The following is a 26,748-nucleotide window of genomic DNA, read 5'->3' as shown; positions in this document are numbered from 1 at the left end:
TCGCTCCCTCCGCTGTAAGCGTGAAGACTCGTTTTATGCGATGCATGATGCGCATCACGGTGAAGCGTTCCAGCACCTACGGCGAAAATTAAATAGTATTTTTATAAATCAAAGAACCCCAAACTACCAGGCAAAAAATAATTGTCATTAATACAGAAGCACTCCCCAAGTCTTTGGCTTTCCTGGAAAGCTCGTGATATTGGAATCCTACTCTATCTATTGCAGACTCTATCGCAGAATTAATTACTTCAACGATCATCAAAAACCAAATACAAGAGATCAGAAGCAATTTCTCCATCATGGATCGCCCAATCAATTGAGCCAATGGAAGCGAAATCATAAACAATATCACCTCAAGGCGGAATGCAGGCTCTAACCACGCATCCTTTATACCCGACCATGAGTACTTTGATGCATGCCAGACTCTAGAAAATCCTTTTCTATTCTTTTGAATATTATTAAAGATGTTGGCTTTCGAGTTGTTTTCCATTTTTAACAGTATATTTCTTGATGCTAAAGAATATAAACAAAAGTGTGGCAATCAACCAACAAATGAAAATCGTGGCAATGTCATGAGAAATGAAATGGGCTCCTCTCAATTGTTGAGAGATACCAAATGTCAACCCAACCATAATGCCGCACAGCAATCCTAACCATCGATACTTAGGGATGATCATCTTAAAGAAGAAATATAAACTAACCCAGGCATAGCCAGCGCTCGCATGACCAGCCGGAAAGCATTTTCCGCTCCCCATTTCTTGAGGCCTGTGCTCGAAAAGACCAATAAAAGGGCGATCGCCACCAAATTGATTTAAATTCCATGGACAATCCATATTTGTTAATGCCTTAAGAAGGCTCACCAAAATTACACTGACCAAACAAGATAAAATCAGGTAAAGCAGCGGAGACCGCCATTTTTTTCGCTGCTCAGATTTGGAGGCAAGTACAAATATATATAGTGCAATGATCACAACGATTGCTAGGGTGCTCAGATGCTTTCCACCCTTATGAAGCAATTTGTTTGTAACCCAATGATCATTCAATGACCATTCATAACCCTGGAGTGCGTATATCTTCGCGGCAACGAGACTATCTCCTCCTAGATACATGAAATAATAAAAAGTTAGCGCCAGGAAAGTAATCGGAATCAGCAAATGATTTACAAAGAATTTTTTATTTATATTATTTGACATCTTCCATCTTATCGCTTTTGAACATATTCATTATTTCCAACAATGAAATTTTTGAAAATAATCTTGTCGCGAATTTTATTTTCACTACTACTTGAATTAAAAAAAGAGCGCAAGTAAATGCGCTCTGTGAATGACCAACTTAATAAAATTATACTAATTTCGATAGCATTTGCCCCATCTCTACATATTCATCGACAGCTTGACTCATAGCGAATTGCGTACGGATGGCATTAGCTGTAAATGAAGCTCTCTCTTGATCGAGATCAACCGTATTTCTATCCATGGCATTCTGAGAAACAGGGCGAAATGCAATCTGAGGATCAATTGATGTTGGAGCTATGTTACCGAGGTGAGACTTATTCGTAGACTGCACTGTCAGCATTTGCCTTTGCGTCTCTTCAAGCGCAGCCTTGAAGTCTATATCTTTCGCCTGATATCCAGGAGTGTCAGCATTCGCAATATTGCTTGCTAATACTTCCATCCTCTTAACTCTAAGATATAGAGCGGCATCCTCGAATCTAAGAGAATCCATAGGATTTTTCTAGTAAATTTCGAAGCCTCAATGGTAGCTAAATTGCCTTCCCCGCAAGATTACATTTTTGACACTATTCAGCCATTTACATGGTCTGAAGATTACATTTTTGACACCTTTCTGTAATCTGAACCTTCAGGAGAACAGAGATCAACCCACCGATCAGCTGTTCTCCAAAGTTCTAAGCAGACTTTCCGCAGTTTGCGCAAAAACGCGATCCAAGCGCCATCTGGACGCCGCATGCATTGCAGGCCTGGGGGGCTAGGCCGCTTCCGCACTGTTGACAGAACCGTGCTTGGGGAGAGCTTTGAGTTCGGCAGTTAGGACAAATGATCCCACCGGACACTCTTGGATCGTTGTAGGAGGCGGGTGTCCGTTTTTGATGATGACCATTCCCATGCTGATCGCCACCAGATCGGTGATGGCCTCCGAGTAGGCGTTCAAAAAAGCTCATAACTATCCTCACAATTCAAGTTGGTGCACACGAAAAACCTCTGTCGAATTCAGGACTTGGACACTTTTCCAAGCAGCCTTAGCCCATTGACGACAACTAGGAGACTTGCCCCCATATCAGCGAATACAGCCATCCACATGGATGCATTCCCGAACACTGCCAAGACTAGAAATACCGCCTTGATGCCAAGAGCAAGAGTGATGTTTTGCCAAAGGATCGCATGGGTGGATCGAGACAGCTTCACTGTCTCAGCAATCCTTCGCAAGTCATCATTCATCACGACGACGTCGGCTGCTTCCATCGCGGTATCTGTACCGGCGGCACCCATGGCAACCCCGACGTCTGCTTGGGCCAGCGCTGGGGCATCATTGATACCGTCGCCCGTCATTGCGGTGAGTCCATACTGGCTCTGGAGGGTTTTGATGGCAGCTAGCTTGTCCTCCGGCAACAAGTTTCCTCGTGCTTGCTCGATACCAGCCTCACTGGCTACTGAAGAGGCGGTGGCTTGGTTGTCTCCAGTCAGCATGACTGGGGTGATACCAAGCGCTTTCAATTCAGATATAGCTTCACGAGAGGAGCCCTTAATCGTGTCGGCAACTGCAAACAGTGCGATGACTCGTTCCGGGTCGGCAAGCAATGTGACAGTACGGCCGGATTCTTCATGCCGCTTGAGCGTGGCTTCAAGCTCTGAGGAGCATTGGCCACGTTCTTCAATCAAGCGATGATTCCCTAGTACATAGACTGTTCCACTCAGTTCGGCCTGCACACCTCGTCCAGCAAGTGCCGTGAAGTTCTGAATGTCTGCGCTGTTAGGCTTCAGGCCCGCTGCGATGGCGCGCGACACAGGATGATCTGAGTGGCCAGCGAGAGCTGCTGCCACCGACTCCGCGGTATCAAGGCTGCTCGCGGCATCAACCAACGACCAGTCCACAAGGCGCGGCTTGCCCTCAGTAATTGTTCCGGTCTTGTCCAGCGCGATTGCCTTAAGCTTGCGCGCCTCTTCCAGATAGATACCGCCTTTGATCAAAATACCACGGCGGGCTGCCGCCGCTAAGCCGCTCACAATCGTCACTGGTGTGGAGATTACGAGTGCGCAGGGGCAAGCAATAACTAGCAGAACCAGTGCCTTATAGACGGCCTGCATCCACGTCCAGCCGAGTAGCCAGGGGCCTACCAATGCTACGACTACGGCGATAACGAAAATTGCAGGTGTGTAAATTGCAGCAAATCGATCAACGAACCCCTGAGTAGGCGCTCGAGTCGCTTGTGCTTGCTCAACGGCATGAATAATCCTCGCCAACGTCGAGTTGGAGGCCAATGCAGTAACTTCAAACTCAAAGGTTCCAGACTCGTTGATGGTGCCTGCAAACACTGGGTCACCCGCCGCCTTGTCAACGGGGATACTTTCACCAGTTACGGGGGCCTGGTTGATGCTCGTTTGCCCTGTCTGAACGACTCCATCCATAGGAACGCGCTCACCTGGCTTGACTCGCAGCGTCGAGCCCACTGCGATTTGTGCAACTGCGACGGTTAGCCAACTACCGTCACTTTGGAGAACCGATGCTTGGTCCGGAGCCATCGCAAGCAACCCCTGAATGGCATTGCGGGCCCGATCGACTGCTCTCGCCTCGATTGCCTCGGCGATGGCATACAACGCCATCACCATCGCCGCTTCAGGCCATTGACCGATGACGAACGCACCAGTCACAGCAACAGTCATCAATGCATTGATGTTCAGCTTGCCACGACGAAGTGCTCCAAACCCTTTTTTATAGACGTCAAAGCCCGCAAGCCAAATCGCAATCGCGGCGACCGCAAAGCCGGCGACTTTCCAAGCCATGGTTTCTGGCGCGAAGTAGCCGACACCTTCAGCAGCGATAGCAAGAGCAAGCGCCGCGACCAACTTTGGAGTTGTGCCACGCACAAGCTCATGGTCGTGGCCATCTCCAGCTGCATGGCTTGAGTCCGCCGTGTTTGATGAGATCAGCTTTGGCTCAAAGCCCGCTTCAGTGATCGCCAACAATGCGGCAGCAAGGGCATCAGTGTCCGCGTCAATTTTGAGAGTCCTCTGCGAGAGCTGGAATCGGAGTCCCCGGATACCTGCAATTGGTTCAAGTGCACGACGTATCTCAGCTTCCTCGCCAGCGCAGTCCATTGTCGGAATGCGGTAAGTTAGCCCTCTATCCAACGGAGCTGCCACCGGGCTCGGGGTAGTGTGTGAGCTGCAGCAATCCGTTGTGGCGGTACTAAGCGTGTTGTCATCAATGTTTGGGTGCTTCATACTCGATCTCCTGTTGACAATGTGGCAATTTAAAACCCTGTAGTTGGTATAGAGTCAACTCATTTCGAGGTGGTCCATGAAGATTGGTGAACTGGCTGAGGTCACTGGTACGGCGGTTGAGACCATTCGCTTTTATGAACGCGAGAAGTTGTTGCCTTCGGCTGCTAGAGCTGAAAACAACTACCGGATGTACTCGGCGGAGCACATAGGCCAACTTGCCTTCATTCGACGCTGCCGGTCACTGGATATGACACTTGATGAAGTACGTGCTTTGCTCTTGCTACGCGAGTCATCTGCGAAGGACTGTGCAGAAGTCAATGCACTCTTGGACACACACATAGAACATGTCACTCATCGCATTCAAGAACTGAATGCTCTCGTCACTGAACTTCAGACCATTCGTGCAAGCTGCAGCGCTCCAAAGGCGCTTTCTGAATGCGGCGTTCTTGCAAGACTGGAGACAAGCTCCACGACAAGCAGCGCGTCTACTCGCCCCCAGCGCCATATCGACGGCGCGCACTAGGGAGCCATGCGCCGACCAATTGACCGAGTGGATGCGGCAGGCTCTCATGGCTTTCTATTGTGGTAGACAAGAGCAGCAATCAATGGCGTTCGAGCTCATTGTTTGCAACGTAGATCTTTAGCGTGCTGCCTGCAAACGCTGCGGGTGCGATCTTCGACAACTCGATGGGCCTGTGACCCATCACATCAAATTTCCAGATGAACTGTTCCCCGCCATTGGTGAACGCAACCGTCTCTCCACACACAAGATTGAGATATTGAGTGCTTCGTGTTGTGTCAACAACGCGTGTGACCTGAGACGCAGCACCTGCTCGTCCAAATGTTTTGTCTGCACCGCGTGTAGTCGAGTTGGTCTTTGCAGTCGTGCTTCCAGACTGACCAACGAAACTGCTTTCATTTGCCGATGCTGTCATCCCGACGGTGGCTGAGGACAGCAGGATCGAAGCCAGAATTGCGAGATTAGTTTTCATGATGAAGAGTCCTTTATCAATTACTTGAAGAGTGTCTGAGCGCCTTTCTACCCAGACACATCAAATATATAGACAGGCACTTTACGCAATATAGTCTGCAACATGATATTTTTGTAATCTACAGCGTGAATTAACCTGATTACTAAAATGTAATCTGGATGTCAGATTTCTGTCGGTATTGCACACATAGAGTTCTGTGCCCCTATTCCAAATCGAATCTCGATATTTCTATTAGGGTTAATAGGATTTCTATGAGCGCACCAGCATCCGAAGATAATCTTAAACTTCACCGATCAAGAATAGCTTTGTTTTTACAAAAATCTACCAATCGCCATAAGCTATGGTTAACTATTGTTTCTCTGCTTGCGATGCAAATTGTTTTTGCATCTCTAGGATATGAAGGTAGAAAAATATTACAGATAAGTATTCTACTTATACCGACACTATTGCTATTACTAATTCCAATTAATAACTCAAGGTTGAACTTAATTAGAGCATTGCTTGTATGGAGCTTTGTTCTTGTGTTTTTATTGGACTCAGCAGTTCGAGCGCATCTCATCTCAATGTACGCTGCTGCGCCGGATAGCACGATGGTGGTAAGTGCACTTGCTAACACAAATACATCGGAAATTGGAGGCTATATATCCACACACATCCGTGATTTCAGTGGATCCAGTATTATTTTAATAATTTCAGCGGCAATTGCTCTTTGGTTGTCTTTAAAAGGGGCCAGAAATAAAACAAAGGTCTCTAAAATTGAGTTGATCGCTTTATCCATCATCATCTTAATATCGGCCGTTTCTTACATAAGTAAACCATGGAGAAAAATAAATCCTCTTATCTTTTGGTCTAATTTGGCTGAATCCGTAAAGGTTACGAAAGAAAGCTGGACGTCATATGGAAAAGAGCGCGCCTTAGCACAAAGGTTGGCGAAAAATGAGATTCCTTCAATTGCTAGGAAAGATAAATCCACCGTGGTTCTTGTTATTTCCGAGAGCATAAATCGAGATAACATGGGAATTTATGGCTATGAAAGGAATACGACACCGATGCTTGAAAAGCTTCAGAAAGATATAGGCGATAGATTTCTCGTTATTCGTAATTCATGGTCCACGGAAGCAACTACTATTCCGGCCATCGATAGCATGATGAACTTCACAACCGGTGAAACAGATAAGAAGTTAAATATTATTGCTCTCGCGAAAGAAGCAGGATATAAGACTTGGTGGATAAGCAATCATGACGATATTGCAATTACGCAGAAGCACGCAGCTATGGCCGACGTGACTTCCATGGAAAATAATAAACCAGGAAGATCTAGCAATTCACTTGATGAGATTTTATTGCCTTCATATGAAGAAGCTCTTAAAGATCCACATCCCCAAAAGTTGATTGTTCTACATATGCTGGGGGCTCATCCTCATTATCGTCTCCGGTACCCAGAAAAGCAGCCTCAATTTCCCGATGATGAAGTATCAAAAGTAATGTCGGTCGCTGAGCGCTCAATGTGGGTTCAGCAATTTAGAAACGACTACGACTCGGCTATTCTTTATCAAGACACTGTAGTTGCATCTGTCTTTGAAAAAATAAAAAGTTCCCCATCCAGCGCAGAGGACTACAAGTCCGTTATTTACGTATCTGATCACGGGCAGGAGGTTGGTCATCAAACAAATAAAGTTGGTCACAGCCCCAGTACTGCATCCGGTTATAAAATACCCACAATAATATGGACATCAACAGGAACTGATGTGGCTTCTAAAAATATTTCCGATAGACCATTTAGAGCTGACTGGCTCGCTTGGACCATGTCGGATCTAATGGCATTACGTTGGAATAGTTACGATCCATCCCGAAGTATTATCAACTCGAGCTATAGCTGGATTAGTCCACGCTTACCTATAAATGACACAATAACAGGCAATTAATACATGAAAGAAGACTGGCTTGAGGAAATGCCTAGAACCGATCAAGCCAGCCGCCAAAGCTAGATAATTTACTTCTGGATATAAACGGCACTGTTGCATAAATCAGTTCCGGGCCAAACTTCCCCTGACCCAAGACGTGACGATGCCACCGCCACTTTTTGCGGACAGACCAGTTCAGTGAACTGATTGAGAATGGAGGCTCGAATGTGCAGTTCGTTGACCTGGTGCTCGAAAGTTCTAGACATGACCCGCTCGCCCAGGTGTTTAATGCAATGCATCTTGGTCTACAACAGGCTGCTGTGGTGATAGCCACTCCAACTCTTTCATAACTTGCGTTCATAGCGCATTCGGGCATTCAGGCATTTTTCTCGGAGGGATGATGGGCATGGCATTGCGCTCCATCACGGCGGCATAGACAGGCTGTGTGTCATAGGCGCCATCACCGGTAATGGTCAGCAATGACTCATCTGCCGGCAGTTGTGCCAACAAGTGCGGCACCGCCACCGCATCGCTGCGTTGTTGAAGGTCACGCAGACGGCTCGCACTTTGGGAATCAATGCCGATGTACCCCTTGCGCCATTGACGTCGACGTTCCGCCCCATGCTTTTTACATTTCCATTCTCCTTCGCCCAGGAACTTGATGCCAGTGGAGTCGAGCAGCAAATTCAGGTCAGATTTGAACGACGGCTAGTTGGCGACCTAATTTTTTACTCGGATTTCCGCTTCTGGTCGTTTCCTGACGGTCGTCAAAACAAGCAGGTCGGTCATCGCGTATCGTAATGATGGTCAATTAAGGCCAGCGCTCGCAGCTTTGCTCTAAACAGCTGTGAAGTTGCCCCTGCACGCGCCACAGATCAGCTTTAGCCCTGGCCGTCCCCATACCGAGATCGGATTCTTGCATCCGCTGCAGCTATATTTCACCCGATTGGATCTGTTGGCGGGCGTAGTAAGAACTCCGTCTTCCCCTGCAGTGGCGGCAACAGCTAAGCCCGTGGGCTTAACTGCCTCGGCGAGGGCAGGGATGCTGGCCATGGGGGGCTTGGTCCTTCGATGCCTTGAATGTGGTTGGCCATACTGGTTTGGCCAGCGATCACATGATCGGCAGAGGGAAATCGGTCGTACCAACTGAGCGTGAAATTTGCGGTCAGCAGCTCCTGGCATGCAGCTAGGAAGCGGCCACCCTCGATGGCATAGTCCGCCATGCAATCACCCGTTCGCGCGCCACCAGGTTGCCCGGTAGAGGAGGGCATGAGTCCAATGCTCTCCATCTTTCGCGCCCATTCCTCGTTGTGATACCGGCCTCGGCCTGGTTTGCCAAAATGGTGCTGCCACAAGTGCGTCATTTCATGGACCTGGGTCTGGAGCGTCTCAATGATTGGCACCACTGCAAAGTAGGTCGGATTCAGTGCAATCTCGTCGGTCGTGGAGCCGTCGGCCGAGGCAAAGCGGGCTGCCGAGAAATATCCGAAAGTACGTTTTTCCCGCTGTAGCGTAATCAAGCAGCTAGGCAGTTGCCCCTCAAACAGGCGTGCATTGAAATGGTCGTAAGCCATCTGCAGCTCGTTGTAGGTTTCCTGGGTTGGCGCCAGGCGGCGTGTATGCGCAAGGTCGAGCTCGGTAGACTTAGGTTGCATATTTGTATTGTGCAGTACAAATGCGATTTACAAACATCCAGTTTGATGCGAAACTGCATCAGTTCTGATGCTTAAGGAGTAGCGATGAGATCGACTTTCACGATCGATGACGATGTCGTAAACCGCGCACGCGCCGTCGCGGCACCCGGTATTGCTGTGCCGGAACTGGTACGACTCGCACTGGAAACCTTCACACGTGTCGAGGCAGGTAAGCGTTTGGCTGCGCTCGGCGGTGCCGCGCCAAATATGCCCGATGTGCCGCGCCGTGGCAGTGAGGCGGATGCTGAGGACTCACGCTAATGCCCGTGTCCGTCCTAGTCGATACATCAGTGTGGGTGAGACATTTTCGTGAGGCAGACACTCACCTGCAGGAATTGCTTATGCAAGACAGCGTGCTGATGCATTCCATGGTGCATGCAGAGCTGGCCTGTGGTACGCCGCCAGCACCGCGTGCCGACACGCTGGCGGCTCTGGCGATGCTGCGGCCGAGCCAGGAGGCATCAATTCCAGAGACTTTGGAATTTCTGGAGCAGAACAAGCTTTTCGGCAAGGGCTGCGGCTTAGTAGATCTATCGCTGCTTGCCTCTACGCTTATCACTCCTGGCGCCTTACTTTGGACTGCAGATCGACGCCTCGCCGACATGGCCACACAGTTGAACGTGGCCTATCTACCGCCTTTGCATTGATCGCCCTTGGCGCTGCCAGCCCATGAAGCCAGCGTAAATCGCTGCAGCACGAAGCTTCGGCAGCGCTTCGATGATGAGAGTTTGCCTTATGACTAAATACCGTGATTTGCTTATAGAACGCTACGACACCGAAATAGGTTGCGTTGTTGGGTGTGGACTGGACCGACTGCACCGCGATGTCAGCGAAGGTGAAATTACTCGTGCTGTTGCCCACTACCAAGCCAACAAAGATCAGATTAATACACTGGCTATTGGAGACAGGCGCGATCTCATCCATAAGTTGATCAGCGGCAGGTAAAGCCCTGCCTGCCCATCGGATAAGCAGAGGCCACCATGCACTGCCTCCTGAACTCGCACGGGCAGCACCTAGACCTGCAGTGCTGCTCCTCAATCCGCAGCACTGGTTAAGCGACGCCAACATCCAGGTGCAAATCTGCATCAAGGCTTTTATACTGTATGCCCATACAGGTAAAAGCCATGAATGCCGCAACCCACTCCATCACACACGATCCCGGTGACTATGACCGCTGGCATCTGCCGTCGCATCTTGCGCAGGCGGTTTGGCGCGGCACAGAGGTAGCAAGGTCGACCGGCAGAGCTTTCCCTACTGGCTTTACGGAGCTCAATGCCGCGTTGCCCGGTGGAGGCTGGCCGACTCATGGCTTGAGCGAGTTGCTGTTGCCCCAGGCCGCACTGTGTGAATGGCGGTTGCTCGGGCCGGCCTTGCCTGAGCTGCTGGCGGACAAGGGTAGTCGGGTCTATCTGGTTGCTCCTCCGAAGACTCCACTCGCAATGGGCCTTGCTCAGCTTGGCCTTGCCCCAGAGCAACTTGTCTGGATTGATGCCAAGGGGCCGGCTGAACGGCTGTGGGCCGCAGAGCAACTCATTAAATCTGAGCCAGACGGTGCTGTGATTGCCTGGCTTCCTCAAGCAAGGCAGGACCAGATCCGTCGCCTGCAGGTTCACGCGCATGCATGCGATGCACCAGTGTTCTTGATTCGCCCCGAGTCAGCCCTACGAGACGCCTCGCCGGCACCGCTGCGGCTCTCTGTATCTCTCGGCCAGGGCTGGGACATTGACGTGCAGATCCGCAAACGCCGGGGTGGTGCTGCCGTCGAAGTAATGCACCTGAATGCTGTTCCAGGCAATCTGAATTCCATCATTCCGCCTCGTATGCGCAACCTTGGCATTCCAGCGCCAAGCACTCCACAGGAGGTGCACCATGCATTGGGCAGCTCTCATACCCATATCGCTTCCAAGCTCCGCATCGCCCATTGATCTGCAGTCGTTGGCGGTCTGGGCTTTGCAGTTCACGCCGCGCGTGGCCATGGTCGAAGAGGGGGTACTGCTGGAGGTCGAAGCAAGCATGCGGCTATTCGGCGGCACAGCGGCGTTGCACTCGCTGGTGGAAACTGGGGCGCAAGAACTCGGAGCCAGCGTTGCATGGGCACCGACAGGCCTGGCAGCGCTTGCGTTGGCACGACAAGGTGCGAGCGATGGCTTCCACGAGCCGTTGGTGCGCCTGCTTGACAGGTTGTTGCTGGAGCGAATTACCGCAGTGGCCAAGCATCAGCCGACCTTGGCGAGGGTTGGTTGCAGAACCCTTGGCCAAGTGCGTGCGCTGCCGCGCGGCGGCATCGTGCGTCGCTTCGACAAAGAGCTTCTTGAAGCAATGGACCGCGCATATGGCCTGCGGCCAGAGGCTTACGCCTGGGCGACAGTGCCTGAGACCTTTCGAGCGCGACTGGAGCTCATGTGTCGCGTGGATCTGGCACCTGCCATGCTTTTCGGAGCGCGGCGGCTGCTTCTGCAGATGGCGGGCTGGCTCAAAGCTCGTCAGCTGGGAGCTACTGCGTTCACATTGCGGTGGTGTCATGACGACATGCGTGCTCGCGATGCCGGTACCGGAGGTGAACTGACCATCCGTACAGCGGAGCCAACACAGAACGTCGAGCACTTCGCTCGGCTGCTCGGCGAGCATCTGGCCAAGGTCGAGCTGCTCGCACCAGCTGGTGAGCTGGAGATCCTGGCTACCGAGGTGCAGCCCATTGTTGAGGAAAGCCGCTCGCTGATCCCGGAGGTTGCAAATAGAGCTCAATCCACCAAGTTGGCCCTAGAGCGAATCCAGGCACGGCTGGGTGATGGCGCGGTGCGTCGGCCACAGCTGACGGCCGATCACCGTCTCGAATGGACGCAGGAGTGGGGCTCGACCGAAGCTCGCCGAGCTTCCAAGTCCGACCTTGTGCACGAGCTGCCGCTTCCCAGCTGGGTGCTGGACAAGCCCATACGCCTGATAGAGCGCGCCAATCGCCCGATCTATCAAGGGACCCTGCAGCTGCTGCTTGGTCCTGATCGAGTGGAGGGCGGCTGGTGGCATCGTGGCCATGAAGAGGGAAATGGCGAAGAAATCCCACTGAACGTGCAGCGGGACTACTGGGTTGCCCGCAGCGATCATGCAGGTCTGCTCTGGATCTTCCAGGCACGCCTCGCCGGCGACCAAACCGCCTGGTTCCTGCACGGGCACTACGCCTGAGAAAGAGCGGCCGTCATGGAAAACGTCCTGCCTGCCTATACGGAGCTGCGGTGCATCTCCAATTTCACCTTCCTGCGTGGGGCCAGCCGACCGGAGGAGCTCGTAGAGCGTGCTCAGGAGCTCGGCTACAGCGCCCTGGCCATTACAGACGAGTGTTCGATGGCGGGCGTGGTGCGCGCACACGTTGCAGCCAAACAAGCGGGCTTAAAGCTGCTGCTGGGCGCACAGTTCAGCATCCAGCCGCGTGATAGCAGCGAGGCACGATTCACCCTGGTGGTCCTGGCCCAGAATCTCAACGGCTACGGCAACCTGTGCCAGTTCATCACCAAGCTACGCCGCTCTTCCGAAAAAGGGACCTATCGGCTCGATCTCGATGAGATCGACGGGAAGGAGCTTCGAGACAACCTGGTGCTGCTGTGTCCAGAGCGCTGCGCGACCGACCCACAGCTAGCAGCCATGGGCGGCTGGGCTTTGACACATTTCACGGGCCGCTGCTGGATCGGCGTGGATCTGGTGCGCCGGCTGGATGATGAGCTGTGGCTCCATCGCATGCGGGAGCTGTCCGATCTAACCGCATTGCCGCTCGTGGCCGTGGGCGACGTGCACATGCATGTGCGCTCGCGCAAGCCCCTGCAGGACGTGCTGACGGCCACACGCGTCGGCAAGCCGCTCACTGAATGCGGCTATGCGCTCCAGCGCAGCGCGGAGCGGCACTTGCGCAGCCGGTTGCGGCTGGCTCAGACATTCCCCGCCGAGCTGCTGGCTCAAACGCTGAGGGTCGCTGAACGCTGCAAATTCAGTCTGGACGAGCTGCGCTACCAATATCCTGATGAAGTCGTCCCTGCAGGGCACTCGGCAGCCAGCTATTTGCGCCAGGCGACCTACGAAGGGGCAGGGCGGCGCTGGCCAGGCGGTATCCCAGAGAAGGTACAGCACCAGATCGAGCACGAGCTGGAGTTGATCTGCGAGTTGAAGTATGAACCGTACTTCCTCACGGTCTATGACATCGTGGCCTTTGCCCGGTCGCGCAACATCCTCTGTCAAGGCCGGGGCTCTGCAGCCAACAGCGTGGTCTGCTACTGCCTGGGCGTTACGGAGGTAGATCCCGCGCGCATGTCTGTGCTCTTCGAGCGTTTTATCAGCCGGGAGCGCAATGAGCCACCCGATATCGATATCGACTTTGAGCACCAGCGCCGGGAAGAGGTCATTCAGTACCTGTACCAGAAGTACGGCCGCGACCGCGCTGCATTGACGGCTGCCGTCATTTCCTATCGGCCTCGATCCGCCATCCGCGATGTGGGCAAGGCCTTGGGCTTCGAGCTCGAAGTGGTCGACGCCATTGCCAAGGGGCAACAGTGGTTTGACGGCCGCAGCATTCGTCAGGAGCGTTTCGATGAGCTCGGCATGGACACGAGCTCGCTGGCCGTGCAGCAGCTCATCACGTTGACGGAGCAGCTGATCGGCTTCCCACGGCATCTTTCCCAGCACACGGGCGGCTTCGTGCTCACGCGAGATCTGCTGTGCAGGATGGTGCCGGTAGAAAACGCCTCGATGCCGGATCGCACAGTGATCGAATGGGACAAGGATGATTTGGATGCAGCAGGCCTGCTCAAGGTTGATGTGTTGGCCCTGGGTATGCTGTCGGCCATCCGCCGAGCATTGGAGTTCATCAGTCGGCGCCGTGGGTTCAATTTTTCGATGCAGGACATTCCTGCAGAAGACAAGGCCACCTACGACATGATTTGCAGGGCCGACACGGTCGGTGTGTTCCAGATCGAGAGCCGTGCGCAGATGACGATGCTGCCACGCTTAAAGCCCAGGCGCTTCTACGACTTGGTGATCGAGGTGGCCATCGTGCGGCCTGGTCCTATTCAGGGCGGCATGGTGCACCCATACTTGCGCCGGCGTCAGGGCATCGATCCCGTGAGCTACCCGAGCGAGGCGCTGAAAGAGGCTTTGGGCCGAACGCTCGGCGTGCCCGTGTTCCAGGAACAGGTCATGCAGGTGGCCATGCTCGCGGCCGGCTTCACTGCGGGCGAGGCCGATGGCCTGCGCCGAGCCATGGCGGCCTGGAAGCGCAAGGGCGGGCTAGAGAGGTATTACGACAAAATAGTTCAGGGCATGACCTCACGGGGCTATGAGCGAGAGTTTGCCGAGCAGATTTTTGAGCAGATCAAAGGTTTTAGCGAGTATGGCTTCCCTGAAAGCCACGCGGCCAGCTTTGCTCTGCTGGTCTATGCCAGCTGCTGGATCAAGCGCCATGAGCCTGCCGCCTTCCTTGCGGCGATGCTCAACAGTCAGCCGCTGGGGTTCTATTCCGTCAGCCAACTGGTCCAGGACGCGCGCCGCCACGGCGTCGAAGTACGGCCCGTCGACGTGATGCACAGCGAGGTGGACTGTACGCTCGAAGACATCGACACCAAACCAGCTGTACGGCTGGGCCTGCGCCTTATCTCCAGCCTGCGCAGCAGCAGTGCGCAGCGCATTGTAGAGGAGCGTCATCGAGCACCGTTCGACTCCGCTGAGCAACTTGCCATGCGTGTGCGTCTACAGCAGCACGAGATGAAGGTTCTAGCCGCTGCAGGTGCCCTGGCCACGCTATCTGGGCACCGCCGTCAACAGGTGTGGGATGCCGCAGCCATGCACGCCGCACCCGAGCTACTGGAGGTGGCCACCGTTGACGAAGCTTTCCTGGAACTGCCGGCAGCGCCCGAAGGAGAGGAGGTGCTATGGGACTTCGCATCGACAGGCCTGACGCTGCGCAGTCACCCCATGCGCCTTCTGCGGCCGCGGCTGAATAGATACAAGCTCAAGACTTCCAGGCAGCTGCGCACTGTCGTCAGCGGCGAGCGGGTGCGGACTGCCGGCATCGTGACACTGCGGCAGCAACCAGGCACAGCCAACGGGACAGTTTTTGTCTCGCTGGAAGACGAGGAGGGCAGCACACAGGTCATTGTCTGGCGCGACGTGCGGGATGAGCAGCGCCAGGTGCTGCTAGGGTCACGCCTTCTGGCAGTCGAAGGGCGTTGGCAGCGCCAAGGTCAAGTGTGCAACCTGATCGCTGAGCGACTGGCTGATCTATCCCACCTCTTGGGCCGGCTTTCGACCGAGAGCCGAGAATTTAAATGAGGATCGGGCATGATTGGCGACCTATGAAATTCAAAGCAAATGCAAGCGAAATCGCGCCATCAGCTGTACTTCGCTACGGGACCTGGTTGGGTTACTTAGAAAATATGGATCTGCCCTTTACACCGGAAAACTACAAAATTACCCAAGTAGCAGATGACCGTTGGAGCGTCACCGATCTAGCTGGCAAGCAGGTCTACCTCGGTATTGGGCCTGTGGAGCTGGTGGCGGCCTAGACGCAATTCTGGTTGAACTGACCACCTGTGCCGATTGCTGCTGACTAGGCTGCTGGTCGTGACCGACTGAGTTCGGCCAGTAGCGGTCAGCCGCTGTGTACCTCCGGACGACAGCTATAAGCTGATCCGAGACATTCGCAGTTGAAGAGCGGAATGGCCGCTACGATCGTCACCGGACGTTCGCCGGATAGCAGCTCGTATGATTTCTCCGTATCCGACACCGGGCAATCGAGCGCGACAGCGGGGGGCGTCAACCACCAGTTGGGCGCGGTGCCAAGTGGCACCGTCGCCGCAGAAATCGGGCTTTATTAGAGCTCTTGCTCCGAAAGCCCTGAACACGTTCTCAGGAGTTGAACCTTGACGGAACCTGGCGTGATTTAGTTGTTTTCAGCCACCTCTCGCGCCGGCGCGCGGTAGAAGTCCAAGACCTTTATATGGTCTTGCCAGCCTTTTAGCTTCTTCAGGTCCTTCTGGTTTTCCTTGGGGTGGTCAAATTGGGCCGATGCGACGCATCAACGCGGCCGTGCTACTCGGCCAGCCCACGCGGCCGAACCATGCGCCGCCGGCGATCGTACCTGCGATGAAGAGGCCGTACACCACGAGCGCAGCACCTTGCACAACGAACACGTGTACCAGGTCGCCGCCCCAGCGTAAGGCAAGCCATCCTCCGAGGCTGGCCACAGCCAGGCGTACAAGGTTGCCGGTCACGGGCCACCGCAGGCGTCCTGCGCCTTGGGATGCGAAATGCAGCACTTGTCCGAGGCCGAAGAAGCCGTAGAGCGGTCCGACGGTGCGCAGGTATTCGGTGCCTGCCTCCAGCATCGCCGGCTCGCTGCCGAACAACATCAGCCATGAAAGTGGGAAGATCGCCGCGGTTAGTCCGATCGCTTCGGTGATCGCAAAGGTCATCACGGAGCCAACCCACGCAGCCCTAAGCGCTCGCTCTCTATCGCCGGCAGCAATACAAGTGCCCACCATGGCCAGCAGCGGTGCGCCAAAACCAAATGACAGTGGCACCAGCAGGTATTCGAGGCGAACGGCAGTGCCGTAACCCGCAATTGCGCCTGGGCCGAAATTCCCCGACAGCGCAGTCGCGATGCCGATCGACAGGTTCGTGGCCACAGTTGCAATCACGCCCACGAGACCCACGCGCAAAATATCGTGGAATAGTGGCCAGCGAAGTCTTGTGTCCGCGAACTTCGGCTTGAGGAGGCTGCCCGACGAACGCAGGTACATCCAGAGCGCGAGCGTTCCACCGAGGTAGTAAAGGAGCAGCGCCACCGCGCCACCGGCAATGCCCATGCCGGGAATAGGCCCCCAGCCGAAGATGAGCAAGGGCGACAGCGGAATGAGTACCAGTGCGCCCACAACCGTTACTTTCGCCTGAACGGCCATGTTGCCAGTGCCGCGAATCACGGCCGCCAGCGCGTTAAAGAGCCACACTAACACAGCACCGGAAAATACAATGTTCGAGTAGACGAGCGCGGCGTCTAGCGACGCGCCGGTGCCGCCCATCTGTGTATACAACCACGGCCCGCCCAACAGCATCGCCGAGGTGAACGCAAGGCCGAAGCCGAGCGCAACCACCATCGCGTGGAGCACCAGCGCATCAGCATCGCACCGGCGCTATGCGCCGATTGCCCGCGCAATCGACGATGCTATGCCGCCTCCTATCGCTCCTGAGGAACTCATCTGCATAAGCATCACAATCGGAAACACCAACGCCATTGCGGTCAGCGCGTCGTTGCCGAGCTTGCCGACGAAATAGGTTTCGATGAGACCAATGGAGGCCTGGGTGATCATCACCAACACGTTGGGTGCCGCCAGACGCAGGACCGTCGGCACGATGGGTGCCTCAAGAAGGCGGCGCGTGCGCGGATCAATGGCAGTCATCGGGCAATCTCCGCTAACGTGCTCACACCCATCGGCCTAGCCTCGCAGGCTGGGGGCTGCACGCCGAAGGCGCTACCAAGGGGAAGTGAGAGCCAGTCCATGAAGAGTGGTGGCGTGTTTGTCATGTATTAGCCCAAGTTGAGTGAATTTGCGTATTCCAAGACTCAATTGAATCGCTGGCGCCTCCATAAACAAAATGAAATGTTTTGATAGTGTGTATGCACAAAAAACATGTCGATATGCTCGACAACTTGTGGGCAATTTTTCTCACGCTTTAGAGCACGCAACACCACACGGACGGGCGACGAATTGGCATTGGGTCGATCTCCCGTTTGAACCTATGAATTCAATAGCAGTATTGGGGCGGATGTGCCGATGGCTTGCGCCAGCTCTTTGGGGCCGTTAGACGCCAAATTAGCAACGCGCCGTAGTCTTCGGGCTTAAGGACAGATTGACGTCTACAGGTGGGCATGTTTCGGTGATTTGAACCGAATGTAGTACGCAGCCTCTGTGGAATCAGGATCATGGTGCATGAGCAGCCCGGCCTATGCCGAAATGCGCGCCAGACTATCCCGGTGGAAATCAAGAGCAGTTTGGAGCAGCGGCCTGAAATTGCTTACGTTCCTTTGAACATCGGTAGCCTGTTCGAGAGCTAGCGCCCCTCGCTACCGTCTTTGCTCTCATAGCCCGACAGTGCGGTTAGTCGGAATGAATGAGCGGCCTATTTGGCATGGACAAGCCGGATATGTTCATTGTGCTCCAGCTGTCGCAAAGCGTCATTCATAGACTGTCGCAGTGCTTGCGCTGCGGGAGACAAGTCCCTGCCGTGTTTTTTGACGAAATACAGGTTGCGCCTTAGCACGGGTTGCTGAAGCGGACGGAAATTCAGACCGGCGTTGATCAGGGGCTGTGCGGCCATGGCTGGCAACGTCGCATAGCCTAGATCGCGTACAAGTAATGGAAACAGGGAAGACATTGAGCCCACTTCGTACACCAGTTCCTGGCTTTTTCGCATCAGTTTCGGATTCATGTCAATCAACGCTTGTATTCCGTTTGAGCGATCAAGTTTGACCACTGTATGCGGATTCAGCGCGCTCCATTTGATGGGGCCAGTTGATTCATTCAATGGGTGATTCGTGCTGAAGACTGCCCCGTAGGCGTCCGTGAGTACAAGGGTGGCATCCAGCCCTTCAACATCCTGAAAAAGTGTGGTCACTGCAAAGTCTGCTTCACTCGACAAAACGCGCCTGCAGGAGCCTGCCGTGGTCTCATCGCACAGACGCACCCGGATATTAGGGTGGATCTTGGCCAACTGAACAACGGCTGGAGACAAGACATAGTTAATGAAAGAGGCAGCCGCAGCAACTACCACAAAACCGCGTTGTCCTTTGGCGGTGTCCTGAAGGTCTTCCAGTGCCTCTGAGAGTTCGCGCAAAAGGCGATCTGTAGTGGGCAGGAACTTCTCTCCTTGTGCCGTGAGTGCCACCTCACGCGTTGACCGATCGAAAAGACGGCATCCGATCTCTGACTCGAGAATCTTGATCGATGCAGTTAGCGTGGATTGCGTCACATGTAGCTTGGCCGCAGCCCTAGTGAAGCTCCCTTCTCTAGCGACCGCTGCAAATGCTCGCAGTTGTTTGATGGTGATGTTCATTAATCGCTCAGATCGATAAATATATAGAAATTATTCGTTGGATTGATTGTACGGAGATATCTAGACTGGCCAGCATCATTCAAACTCCACCGGAAGGAACACAATGACCGAAGTGATTGAGCGCAGCTCTGTTGTGGCACCTGAACACATTGATGGCCAAGCTGCATGGATGGGCTCGGAAATGGCCGAGCGAGGCGACTGGATCGAGGTTCTGACATCGGCTGAACTCGATGAGATCGAGCAGGCAATTCATCGATTCAAGTCTTCCGGTGCTCCGCTGTGCGACATCTCAACGAACACTTTTGTTCTGCCTTTGTTGGCGCCGCGCCTCAAGAGAATCTTGAATGATGTGATCAATGGCCGAGGCTTCGTGATGCTGCGTGGATTTGATGTCGATCGCTACAGTACCGAGGAAACGGCGATTGCCTACCTCGGCATAGGCGCATATCTTGGAAGCTTCAGGTCACAGAATGCAGCAGGCCATTTGCTTGGGCATGTGAAGGACACCGGGGTAGATATCAGAAAGCCCACCGTGCGCTTCTACCAGACTAACCGCGCGCTGGAGTACCACACCGATTCCTGCGACATTGTTGGCCTTATTTGCCTCAAAACATCTCGCACCGGCGGCGAGAGCCGCATCGTGAGCTCGGTCTCTATCTACAACAAGATGATGCGTACTCGGCCGGATCTAGTCGAGCAGCTGTTCCATGCATTTCCAACGGATCGTCGCGGCGAGGTCCCGGAGGGAACGCTGCCGTGGTTTGACATCCCTGTCTTCAACTGGCATGCCGGGCAACTCACCACCATCTATGTGGGGCAGTACATCCGTAGCGCGCAGAAGAACTTTCCCCTTGCGCGCCGCCTCACAGAGAAGGAGTTGGAGGCGCTGGACCTGCTGGATGCGCTGACCAATGATCCGCAGTTAAACCTGCAGATGGAATTCAAGCCTGGCGACATGCAGTTTCTGCACAATCATCAGATCCTGCATTCGCGCACGGACTTCGAGGATTGGCCAGAGCCCGAACGCAAGCGCCATCTCATGCGCCTTTGGCTGGCGCCAAAAGATGCGCGCGAACTCCCCGAATGCTTCGCGGCGCGGTACGGATCGACGGCTCCTGGCGATCGCGGTGGCATCATCACCCAGAAGACCAAGTTGACCTTTACTCTAAATGTGAACTGAAGCGGATGTGTAGAGCACTCTCGTGTTTCTGAAAGAAATCGATGGATCGACGTAAATTTCTTATGGCTGCTCCGGCGCTCGGTGCAACCTGGGCTTCAGGCCATGCTGCAGCGTCGACCTGGCCCCAACAAGCACTCAGGCTGGTGAATCCCTATCCTCCGGGGGGTATTGTCGATATCCTGGCCCGTGCGGTTGCCATCGATCTGGCCAAGTCCGTGGGGCAGCCTGTCGTGGTAGATAACAAGGCCGGTGCGGGCGGCAATATCGGCACTGCCTTTGTGGCCAAGGCCACAGGGGATGCTCACATGCTGCTGATGGGGGCAAGTGGGCCTCTGGCCATCAATGCCTCTTTGTACAAGAACGTCAATTTTGATCCACTCAAAGACTTTACGCCAATCAGTCTCCTAGCGGCGACCCCACTGGTCCTAGTTGTTTCCAAAAAATCGGGTCTCGCAAGCTTGAGCGATCTCACGGCCCGCTTAAAGGATGCAAGCACCAAAAACTTCTACGGCTCTGCGGGCGCTGGGACGCCCCAACACCTAGCCGCCGAACTCTTCCTGCAGAAAACGAAACTAACTTCAACGCATGTGGGCTACAAGGGCGGCGCACCGGCCGTGTTGGCCGTGCTGGCGTCGGAGGTTCTCTACGCCTTTGAAAATCTGGCGCTTGTGATGCCGCATATCGCATCGGGCTCTTTAGTGGCCTTGGCCGTCACGAGCCTCAAGCGTGTAGACCTGCTGCCTGGCGTTCCAACCGTCGCAGAAAGCGGTGCGCCGGGTTTCGAAGCCCGAGGCTGGTACGGGCTTCTGGCGCCTGCAGGTATTCCTGTGGACGTGACCGAGCGTTTGACCATGGAGACTTTGAAAATCGCTCGTTCTACCAATCTCCAGAAACTGATCGCTACGTTCGGTTCTGACAACGTGGCGCAGGGGCCTTCGGCATTTTCCAAGCTCATTGCGGCCGATTCCGAGAAGTGGCGCAGCATTATCGTGGCGGGGAACATCAAGCTCGATATGTGATTGCCGATGGATGTGGTGGACAGGCTCTGTCTCGCCGCGGAGACGTAAGGGCCTGCTACAGCGCATTCAGGTCTGATCTGGGGACAGCCTGGGGCCGCCCACCGGGTTTGGCTACAGGGCTAGCTCATGCTTCCTTCTGCCGGTGCGGACGGGCGCCCACTTACCCAACCCTTTAGCGGCAGTTGCATCACACTGCATGCCCCGCAGCGATGCATGTTGGGGCGGTCTATGCTAATTTTCCTCTACCTTCGGTCACATTACAGGCGCTGCCAAAGGCAACGTCTTGCTTCCAAGCAGCTCCCGGGGGGCTTGCGCGAAAGATCCGCTCGGGTAGTGGTCAGCGAATCTTCAATGCTGAGGTTGACCTTGCTTGCTACTTGCTGCGAGCTGTAGGTATTAATGCAGACCTTCAATACGCGCAGCATAAAGCCTTCAATATATAAAAATGTCAAAATTCAATGTAAGCCGATTTGACTTGAATCTCCTTGTTGTTTTCCTGGAGCTGTGGGAAACGCGCAGTGTTACCCGAACCAGTGAAAGACTGTCATTGACCCAGTCGGCCGTGAGCCATGCGCTCAAACGTTTGCGCGCTGCCCTGGACGACGAGCTTTTTCTGCACAGCCGTTCAGGCTTGCAACCCACGCTGCGCGCGCAGCGACTGGTAGAGCCCATCAAAAAAGCATTGGACGAGATTGGCAACACGATTTCCCTGGAAAGCAGCTTTGACCCGGCGACGGTGAAGCGAGAATTCCATATTGCCCTGGGTGAAATTGTTGAGCTGTCCATGACCCCTTTGCTGGTCAAGCAAATCGCGCAGGAAGCTCCAGGCATTCGTTTGAAATTCCGCGCTATGCCTGATACGCGCACTGCTTGCGACATGCTGGAGAAAGGCGAGTTGCAACTGATGCTCAGCACGCGGGATATCCATGGCGCAGCGATTGTGAATGAGGAGGTCAACCAGCTGTCGATGGTGGCCATGCTTTCCAAGGAAGTCTCTCTTCCTGGAAGGGCCATGACGCTGGAGGCTTATCTTTCCATTCCGCATGTGGTGATTCATCCGCTGGACCATCGCGGCTCGGTGGTGGACATTGCACTTGCGAAAAATGGTTTGAAAAGGCCTATCGCAACAGTGGTGCAGAACTACATGGCCATGGCTATGGTTGCTGCGCAATGTGGCTATATCTGCCATCTGCCCCATTTGCTGGCAGACCAATTTGGCGACCTGCTGGGCCTGGCGGTCTACGATCTGCCTGTCGAGATCCCCGCCTCGCCGCTGATTGCTACCACGCATGCGCGCTTCCAGTCGGATCCGGGCGTGATGTGGTTGTTGCAAAAAGTGCGCGAGATTCCCAAGGGGCGGCTGCTGAGCCCGCAGCGTTAGTGTTCAGTGTGGGTGCCGCCGCTCGACAACTGTGCTTCGACATACGCAGGGCGAGCGCATGGGGGCGTTCACCCCGGGCCGAGGCACGCCAAGACGTTGCCTGCATGGCCGGTTGACCGCAGCCCAGGGCGGGCATGGAAAGCGGGGTATGAATGGGATTAATGTTGAAAATTAAATAAGATCATTTTTCATTTGGCAAGTGCGCAGATATGCTCTCATTTACTTTCAGTTAATCAATGGATTAACCGATTGAAGAGAATATATCCAAAGTAAGGATGCCAAATGCAATATGAAATGAAGAAGCTGAAAATGGGCTGGTTCTGCCCAACGAATGGTGATTTGACCGCTTTTGGCAATCCATCTAAAGCGATTCCTCGCACAATGGATCACTTCATGAAAGTGGCATCCAATGCGGAAAATGCGGGTTTTGAGTACATTTTAATTCCAGTCGGTCCAGGTTGCTGGGAAGCATGGACAACAGCTTCATTTATTTCAGCTAATCTCAAGAAAATAAAGCCACTGGTAGCCATGAAGCCCGGATTCGTTCATCCCGTGATGCAAGCGAAAATGATTTCCTCATTCTGTCAGTTTACCGGTGATCGCTTGTATTTGAATCTGATCGCCGGCCTGAGCGAAAACGAAGCGTTGGCGGAAGGTCAATTGGCTTCCAAGGAAGCGCGTTATCGAAAAATGGAAGAGGAAGTGGTTCTTCTGAAGAAGCTGCTGACCGAGAAGGACGTGAAGTTCGAAGGCGAGTTCTACAATGTCAACGAGCCAGTCATTATTCCGGAAATGAAAAATGGCCATCCGAATTTCTTCCTAGGCGGTGGCTCTGATCAGGCCACTGAAATTTCCGCCAAGCATTCTTCCGTGCATTTGTTCTGGGGAGATTACCCATCGGCTATTGCAGAGAATATCAAAAAAATTAAAGAAGTCGCGGCTAAATACGGTCGAGAAAATGAGCTGGAATATTCCATGCGTCTGCAGGTGATTTGCCGTGAAAGCGAGCAAGAGGCTTGGGATTTCGCACACCAGTTGGTGGAGGGAGCTGAAAGCCAGAAGGCACTGAAGCAGCAGCGCGATCAGGGAATCAACTCCGTGGCTAACAGTCGTCAGATAGCACTAGCCAGTGTGGAGAACGGGAAAATGACGCCGCATTTATGGACGGGCATCAACGATGTTCGCGCCGGAGCTGGTGTGGCTGTCGTGGGTAATTACAAGCAGGTGGCTGAGCAGTTGTATGAATTCGTGGACGCTGGTTGCAGTGGTTTTTGCCTTTCAGGCTACCCACACGACCAGGAGGCGGAAATTTTCGGCAAGCACGTTATGCCGCTTTTGATGAAGTGAGCTAGGTTTTAAAAATAAATACGGAGATAACTATGTCGCGTCGCGCTATCACTAAATATTGCTGCCTATTGTCATTAATGGGGCTGTCTTTTCTCAAGGGGGCAATGGCCGAAACGTACCCCAATCAGCCAATAAAAATCATACTTCCTTACCCGGCCGGCGGTGGTACCGATGTGTTGACACGGCTAGTAGCGCAGGAAATGAGCAAATCCTTGGGACAGACCATCATCGTCCTAAACCGTCCAGGGGCCGGGGGGAAAATCGGCATTCTGGCCGCCAAGAAGGAAAAGCCGGATGGCTACACCATGGTGGTCAGTAGCACATCGACGATGGCGATCTATCCGGCCATCGACGCCAAGTTGGGCTACGACCCCGTACATGATTTCACTCATGCCGGACTGATTGCATCGACACCTGGTGTTCTTCTGGCAACACCCAGTCTTCCGGCGAACAACCTCAAGGAGCTGAACCAGGTGCTCAAGGCCAAGCCGGCCAGCTATACCATCGGCTCCGGCACGCCAACGGCCTTTCTTGCTGCGGAGTTGTACAAGAAAGCCATCCAGGCTGACGTGCAAACAATTAACTACAACGGCAGCCCTCCGCTGCTGCTGGACCTGATTCCCGGGCGCACGCACCTGACGTTCATGATCGCGGGTGCGGCGATTCCTGAAATCAAGAATGGCCGGGCCAAAGCTATCGCGGTGACCGGCGAAAGGCGTATCCCCCAATTGCCGGACGTCGCCACCATGAAGGAATCAGGCATGGGACAGGTGGATGCTACGACCTGGATTGGCTTGGCCTTTCCCAAAGGGGTGCCGGACGTGGCAGTGAAAACAGTCAACGCGGCCTTGAATCAAGCACTGGCCAAGCCGCAGGTCATCGAGCGCCTCGCGGATCTGGGCTATTTCATCGATGGCGGTTCGCCACAGCGTCATGCCAAGACGGTCGAGACAGAGCTAGTGCACTGGGCCAAAGCTTACAAAGACGCCGGCTCGCCCCCGCTGCAATGAACTGCGGCGCCTCCTCTTCGCTTTGAGTATCTTTATGGTCAACACATCTTCCATTGACGGCAAAAAATTCCGCAAAGCCCTGGGTGCATTTGCTACCGGCGTGACCGTGGTCACGACACGGGGCGCAGACGGCGAGGACGTTGGGCTCACGGCCAATAGTTTTAATTCGGTGTCGCTGGATCCGCCCATGGTGCTGTGGAGCCTGGACAAGAAGTCCTCGAATCTCGACGCCTTCACGCACTCCGATCATTTCGCTGTGCATATTCTTTCTCTGGAGCAGGAGAAAGTGTCCAATCAATTTGCCAAAAGCGAGAGCGACCGATTTGCCGGAATCGAAGTCGAACGCGGTGTGGAAAATGTGCCGCTGCTCGGTGGGTGTTCGGCGCGCTTCGAATGCCGCACGACCTATCGCTATGAAGGCGGAGACCACGTCATTTTTGTCGGAGAAGTGGTGTCGTTTGAAAGCTTCGATCGCGCACCGCTGGTTTTCCATAGTGGGAAATACGGGCTGCTGCTGAAGAAAGCCGACAACGAGGTGATCGACTCTGGCTGGGATTTTGGTGACGACTTTTTGGGCTTCCAACTGCGCCGGGCCTATTTCCAACTGATGGCGCCGCTGCGCGTCGATATCCAGCGCCGCGGCCTCAGTGAAATTCACCGCAGCATCCTGTCAATTTTAAGCATGGGCGACGGGCGAGGCAGGGCAGAGCTGGAACGGCTGCTGGAGCTCACCGGCCACAGAGCGGCCAATGAACACTTCCAGGACCTAGTCGCGCAAGGGTTGATCACATTGCAGGCGGGTGTGGAGGGGACGCAGGTGTACTTCACGGCCGCAGGGCGCCAGTCGGCGTTGGAAAACATGGCAATGAGCAAGGCAGCCGAGGAAGATGCTATGCAGGGGTTGGATGCAAACGAAGCCCGGTTGCTGAAAGTCCTGCTGGGCCGAGTGATACGCAACACACGCAGTGGCCTGCCAGATTTCCTGGGTAAAGACAAATTCTGGCGAGAAAACAATGTCTGGGGTGCACCTGGGACGATTCAATCATGAAGATCTACTTCTCTCCATTCTCACCTTTCGTGCGCAAATGCCTGATCGCCGCGCAGGAATTGGGCCTAGGCACAGAGATTACGTTACTGCCCGCAAACGTACACCCGGTACAGCGGGACCAGAGCGTGATTGCGCTTAATCCACTGGGCAAGGTCCCCACCTTGCTCATTGACGATGGGCAGGTGCTTTACGACAGTCGAGTGATTTGCGAATACCTCAACGACATGGTGGGCGGCTCGTTGATCCCTGCCTGCGGCGGTGCACGCTGGGCTGCGCTCACACTGCAGTCGCTGGGCGACGGCATGTTGGATGGCGCTGTACTGGCACGCTACGAGGAGGCAGCACGCCCCAAGGCCTTACGTTGGGATGCCTGGCGAGCCGGCCAGCTTGACAAGGTCGAGACCTCCCTGGCCTTTCTCGACGCCCAGCCGCAGTTGCTGGATGGTGAGGTGTTTGACATCGGTCAGATAGCTATCGCCTGCGCGCTCTGGTACCTGGACCTGCGTTTTACCGATTTTGGCTGGCGAGAGCGCTTCCCGGCCGTGGCCCGCTGGTATGCCGATGCTTGCCAGCGTCCGTCGCTGCGCATGGCCTGGTCGCTGTGATGACCAGTTCTACGAATTT

At 54.3% G+C, this 26,748-nt stretch carries 23 protein-coding genes and 3 pseudogenes; 16 read left to right on the top strand and 10 right to left on the bottom strand.

Annotated features, from left to right (window positions below):
* Nucleotides 1–88: 88 nt before the first annotated feature.
* The 5 genes from NOX35_RS13195 to NOX35_RS13180 all read right to left on the bottom strand — a co-directional run bounded on the left by NOX35_RS13195 (nucleotide 89) and on the right by NOX35_RS13180 (nucleotide 4,460).
* A complete protein-coding gene (locus NOX35_RS13195) occupies nucleotides 89–490 on the bottom strand; it encodes a diacylglycerol kinase (RefSeq protein ID WP_019042324.1) in 402 nt (133 codons plus the stop codon).
* Nucleotides 459–1,193, bottom strand: a complete 735-nt coding sequence (locus tag NOX35_RS13190; RefSeq protein ID WP_034356759.1) for a phosphatase PAP2 family protein — start codon at nucleotides 1,191–1,193, stop codon at nucleotides 459–461. Before NOX35_RS13190 ends, NOX35_RS13195 begins: the two co-directional genes overlap by 32 nt.
* A 148-nt stretch (nucleotides 1,194–1,341) precedes the next feature.
* Complete coding sequence (gene flgB, locus NOX35_RS13185; RefSeq protein WP_019042325.1) at nucleotides 1,342–1,725, bottom strand: flagellar basal body rod protein FlgB; 384 nt, start codon at nucleotides 1,723–1,725, stop codon at nucleotides 1,342–1,344.
* Nucleotides 1,726–1,906: 181 nt separating this feature from the next.
* On the bottom strand, nucleotides 1,907–2,179 hold the full coding sequence (locus NOX35_RS28800; protein WP_080571249.1) for a zinc ribbon domain-containing protein: 273 nt from the start codon (nucleotides 2,177–2,179) through the stop codon (nucleotides 1,907–1,909).
* Nucleotides 2,180–2,228: 49 nt separating this feature from the next.
* Nucleotides 2,229–4,460 carry a cation-translocating P-type ATPase gene (locus tag NOX35_RS13180; protein WP_029158351.1) on the bottom strand — a complete coding sequence of 744 codons (2,232 nt, stop codon included), beginning with the start codon at nucleotides 4,458–4,460 and terminating at the stop codon, nucleotides 2,229–2,231.
* 76 nt (nucleotides 4,461–4,536) lie between these two features.
* Here NOX35_RS13180 and cadR point away from each other — a divergent pair, with 76 nt between their 5' ends.
* The gene (gene cadR / locus NOX35_RS13175; protein WP_019042328.1) at nucleotides 4,537–4,983 is read left to right on the top strand and encodes a Cd(II)/Pb(II)-responsive transcriptional regulator; all 447 of its coding nucleotides are present in this window, start codon (nucleotides 4,537–4,539) and stop codon (nucleotides 4,981–4,983) included.
* A gap of 79 nt (nucleotides 4,984–5,062) precedes the next feature.
* Here the strand turns inward: cadR and NOX35_RS13170 are convergent, their stop codons facing one another.
* Nucleotides 5,063–5,452, bottom strand: a complete 390-nt coding sequence (locus NOX35_RS13170) for a CzcE family metal-binding protein (protein ID WP_080571250.1) — start codon at nucleotides 5,450–5,452, stop codon at nucleotides 5,063–5,065.
* A 251-nt stretch (nucleotides 5,453–5,703) separates the two neighbouring features.
* Here NOX35_RS13170 and NOX35_RS13165 point away from each other — a divergent pair, with 251 nt between their 5' ends.
* Nucleotides 5,704–7,377, top strand: coding sequence for a phosphoethanolamine transferase (locus tag NOX35_RS13165; protein ID WP_230629841.1), 1,674 nt, complete (start codon nucleotides 5,704–5,706; stop codon nucleotides 7,375–7,377).
* Nucleotides 7,378–7,445: 68 nt separating this feature from the next.
* Here the strand turns inward: NOX35_RS13165 and NOX35_RS28795 are convergent.
* Both NOX35_RS28795 and NOX35_RS13155 read right to left on the bottom strand, forming a co-directional pair.
* Nucleotides 7,446–8,046, bottom strand: a pseudogene (locus NOX35_RS28795) (IS5 family transposase); the annotation flags it as partial.
* A gap of 147 nt (nucleotides 8,047–8,193) precedes the next feature.
* Nucleotides 8,194–9,011, bottom strand: a pseudogene (locus NOX35_RS13155) (SprT-like domain-containing protein).
* Nucleotides 9,012–9,095: 84 nt separating this feature from the next.
* Here NOX35_RS13155 and NOX35_RS13150 point away from each other — a divergent pair.
* From NOX35_RS13150 to NOX35_RS13120, 7 genes are all read left to right on the top strand, one after another.
* Entirely contained in the window at nucleotides 9,096–9,311 is a 216-nt protein-coding gene (locus NOX35_RS13150) for a DUF2191 domain-containing protein (RefSeq protein ID WP_034356765.1), read from the top strand.
* Nucleotides 9,311–9,697, top strand: coding sequence for a type II toxin-antitoxin system VapC family toxin (locus NOX35_RS13145; protein ID WP_019042333.1), 387 nt, complete (start codon nucleotides 9,311–9,313; stop codon nucleotides 9,695–9,697). The genes NOX35_RS13150 and NOX35_RS13145 overlap by 1 nt, the downstream gene beginning before the upstream one ends.
* Nucleotides 9,698–9,785: 88 nt before the next feature.
* Nucleotides 9,786–9,995, top strand: coding sequence for a hypothetical protein (locus NOX35_RS13140; RefSeq protein WP_034356767.1), 210 nt, complete (start codon nucleotides 9,786–9,788; stop codon nucleotides 9,993–9,995).
* A gap of 179 nt (nucleotides 9,996–10,174) precedes the next feature.
* Nucleotides 10,175–10,975 (top strand): translesion DNA synthesis-associated protein ImuA, encoded by an 801-nt coding sequence (imuA, locus tag NOX35_RS13135; protein ID WP_256496869.1) that lies wholly within the window; start codon nucleotides 10,175–10,177, stop codon nucleotides 10,973–10,975.
* Nucleotides 10,920–12,230, top strand: a complete 1,311-nt coding sequence (locus NOX35_RS13130; RefSeq protein WP_256496868.1) for a DNA polymerase Y family protein — start codon at nucleotides 10,920–10,922, stop codon at nucleotides 12,228–12,230. Before imuA ends, NOX35_RS13130 begins: the two co-directional genes overlap by 56 nt.
* A 15-nt stretch (nucleotides 12,231–12,245) precedes the next feature.
* Nucleotides 12,246–15,359 carry an error-prone DNA polymerase gene (locus tag NOX35_RS13125; RefSeq protein WP_256496867.1) on the top strand — a complete coding sequence of 1,038 codons (3,114 nt, stop codon included), beginning with the start codon at nucleotides 12,246–12,248 and terminating at the stop codon, nucleotides 15,357–15,359.
* A 23-nt stretch (nucleotides 15,360–15,382) separates the two neighbouring features.
* Nucleotides 15,383–15,592: a hypothetical protein gene (locus NOX35_RS13120; RefSeq protein ID WP_256496866.1), complete on the top strand. Its 210-nt coding sequence runs from the start codon at nucleotides 15,383–15,385 to the stop codon at nucleotides 15,590–15,592.
* A 489-nt stretch (nucleotides 15,593–16,081) separates the two neighbouring features.
* On the opposite strand, the pseudogene NOX35_RS13115 reads toward NOX35_RS13120, so the two are convergent.
* A pseudogene (locus NOX35_RS13115) lies at nucleotides 16,082–17,485 on the bottom strand (MATE family efflux transporter).
* A 721-nt stretch (nucleotides 17,486–18,206) separates the two neighbouring features.
* Complete coding sequence (locus NOX35_RS13110) at nucleotides 18,207–19,139, bottom strand: LysR family transcriptional regulator (RefSeq protein ID WP_256496865.1); 933 nt, start codon at nucleotides 19,137–19,139, stop codon at nucleotides 18,207–18,209.
* A 103-nt stretch (nucleotides 19,140–19,242) separates the two neighbouring features.
* On the opposite strand from NOX35_RS13110, the gene NOX35_RS13105 reads away from it, so the two are divergent.
* From NOX35_RS13105 to NOX35_RS13075, 7 genes are all read left to right on the top strand, one after another.
* Nucleotides 19,243–20,319 (top strand): TauD/TfdA family dioxygenase, encoded by a 1,077-nt coding sequence (locus NOX35_RS13105; RefSeq protein WP_256496864.1) that lies wholly within the window; start codon nucleotides 19,243–19,245, stop codon nucleotides 20,317–20,319.
* A 41-nt stretch (nucleotides 20,320–20,360) separates the two neighbouring features.
* Entirely contained in the window at nucleotides 20,361–21,338 is a 978-nt protein-coding gene (locus tag NOX35_RS13100; protein ID WP_256496863.1) for a tripartite tricarboxylate transporter substrate binding protein, read from the top strand.
* A 445-nt stretch (nucleotides 21,339–21,783) separates the two neighbouring features.
* Nucleotides 21,784–22,719: a LysR family transcriptional regulator gene (locus tag NOX35_RS13095; protein WP_256496862.1), complete on the top strand. Its 936-nt coding sequence runs from the start codon at nucleotides 21,784–21,786 to the stop codon at nucleotides 22,717–22,719.
* 282 nt (nucleotides 22,720–23,001) lie between these two features.
* A complete protein-coding gene (locus tag NOX35_RS13090) occupies nucleotides 23,002–24,066 on the top strand; it encodes an LLM class flavin-dependent oxidoreductase (RefSeq protein WP_256496861.1) in 1,065 nt (354 codons plus the stop codon).
* Nucleotides 24,067–24,098: 32 nt separating this feature from the next.
* A complete protein-coding gene (locus NOX35_RS13085) occupies nucleotides 24,099–25,076 on the top strand; it encodes a tripartite tricarboxylate transporter substrate binding protein (protein WP_256496860.1) in 978 nt (325 codons plus the stop codon).
* A 34-nt stretch (nucleotides 25,077–25,110) separates the two neighbouring features.
* Nucleotides 25,111–26,124: a flavin reductase gene (locus NOX35_RS13080; protein ID WP_256496859.1), complete on the top strand. Its 1,014-nt coding sequence runs from the start codon at nucleotides 25,111–25,113 to the stop codon at nucleotides 26,122–26,124.
* The gene (locus NOX35_RS13075) at nucleotides 26,121–26,729 is read left to right on the top strand and encodes a glutathione S-transferase family protein (protein ID WP_256496858.1); all 609 of its coding nucleotides are present in this window, start codon (nucleotides 26,121–26,123) and stop codon (nucleotides 26,727–26,729) included. Before NOX35_RS13080 ends, NOX35_RS13075 begins: the two co-directional genes overlap by 4 nt.
* Nucleotides 26,730–26,748: the final 19 nt, after the last annotated feature.

The organism is Comamonas sp. C11 (genome assembly GCF_024496285.1).
Classification (GTDB): domain Bacteria; phylum Pseudomonadota; class Gammaproteobacteria; order Burkholderiales; family Burkholderiaceae_C; genus Comamonas; species Comamonas testosteroni_F.
The sequence above is the reverse complement of the archived record's forward strand: the minus strand, read 5'-3'. Positions and strand labels throughout refer to the sequence as shown.

Excerpts from the sequence above, each read along its gene's own strand:
- NOX35_RS13195 (WP_019042324.1), bottom strand. The coding sequence starts at position 490 with ATGGAAAACAACTCGAAAGCCAACATCTTTAATAATATTCAAAAGAAT.
- NOX35_RS13190 (WP_034356759.1), bottom strand. The coding sequence starts at position 1,193 with ATGTCAAATAATATAAATAAAAAATTCTTTGTAAATCATTTGCTGATT.
- flgB (WP_019042325.1), bottom strand. The coding sequence starts at position 1,725 with ATGGATTCTCTTAGATTCGAGGATGCCGCTCTATATCTTAGAGTTAAG.
- NOX35_RS28800 (WP_080571249.1), bottom strand. The coding sequence starts at position 2,179 with ATGAGCTTTTTTGAACGCCTACTCGGAGGCCATCACCGATCTGGTGGC.
- NOX35_RS13180 (WP_029158351.1), bottom strand. The coding sequence starts at position 4,460 with ATGAAGCACCCAAACATTGATGACAACACGCTTAGTACCGCCACAACG.
- cadR (WP_019042328.1), top strand. The coding sequence starts at position 4,537 with ATGAAGATTGGTGAACTGGCTGAGGTCACTGGTACGGCGGTTGAGACC.
- NOX35_RS13170 (WP_080571250.1), bottom strand. The coding sequence starts at position 5,452 with ATGAAAACTAATCTCGCAATTCTGGCTTCGATCCTGCTGTCCTCAGCC.
- NOX35_RS13165 (WP_230629841.1), top strand. The coding sequence starts at position 5,704 with ATGAGCGCACCAGCATCCGAAGATAATCTTAAACTTCACCGATCAAGA.
- NOX35_RS13150 (WP_034356765.1), top strand. The coding sequence starts at position 9,096 with ATGAGATCGACTTTCACGATCGATGACGATGTCGTAAACCGCGCACGC.
- NOX35_RS13145 (WP_019042333.1), top strand. The coding sequence starts at position 9,311 with ATGCCCGTGTCCGTCCTAGTCGATACATCAGTGTGGGTGAGACATTTT.
- NOX35_RS13140 (WP_034356767.1), top strand. The coding sequence starts at position 9,786 with ATGACTAAATACCGTGATTTGCTTATAGAACGCTACGACACCGAAATA.
- imuA (WP_256496869.1), top strand. The coding sequence starts at position 10,175 with ATGAATGCCGCAACCCACTCCATCACACACGATCCCGGTGACTATGAC.
- NOX35_RS13130 (WP_256496868.1), top strand. The coding sequence starts at position 10,920 with ATGCATTGGGCAGCTCTCATACCCATATCGCTTCCAAGCTCCGCATCG.
- NOX35_RS13125 (WP_256496867.1), top strand. The coding sequence starts at position 12,246 with ATGGAAAACGTCCTGCCTGCCTATACGGAGCTGCGGTGCATCTCCAAT.
- NOX35_RS13120 (WP_256496866.1), top strand. The coding sequence starts at position 15,383 with ATGAAATTCAAAGCAAATGCAAGCGAAATCGCGCCATCAGCTGTACTT.
- NOX35_RS13110 (WP_256496865.1), bottom strand. The coding sequence starts at position 19,139 with ATGAACATCACCATCAAACAACTGCGAGCATTTGCAGCGGTCGCTAGA.
- NOX35_RS13105 (WP_256496864.1), top strand. The coding sequence starts at position 19,243 with ATGACCGAAGTGATTGAGCGCAGCTCTGTTGTGGCACCTGAACACATT.
- NOX35_RS13100 (WP_256496863.1), top strand. The coding sequence starts at position 20,361 with ATGGATCGACGTAAATTTCTTATGGCTGCTCCGGCGCTCGGTGCAACC.
- NOX35_RS13095 (WP_256496862.1), top strand. The coding sequence starts at position 21,784 with ATGTCAAAATTCAATGTAAGCCGATTTGACTTGAATCTCCTTGTTGTT.
- NOX35_RS13090 (WP_256496861.1), top strand. The coding sequence starts at position 23,002 with ATGCAATATGAAATGAAGAAGCTGAAAATGGGCTGGTTCTGCCCAACG.
- NOX35_RS13085 (WP_256496860.1), top strand. The coding sequence starts at position 24,099 with ATGTCGCGTCGCGCTATCACTAAATATTGCTGCCTATTGTCATTAATG.
- NOX35_RS13080 (WP_256496859.1), top strand. The coding sequence starts at position 25,111 with ATGGTCAACACATCTTCCATTGACGGCAAAAAATTCCGCAAAGCCCTG.
- NOX35_RS13075 (WP_256496858.1), top strand. The coding sequence starts at position 26,121 with ATGAAGATCTACTTCTCTCCATTCTCACCTTTCGTGCGCAAATGCCTG.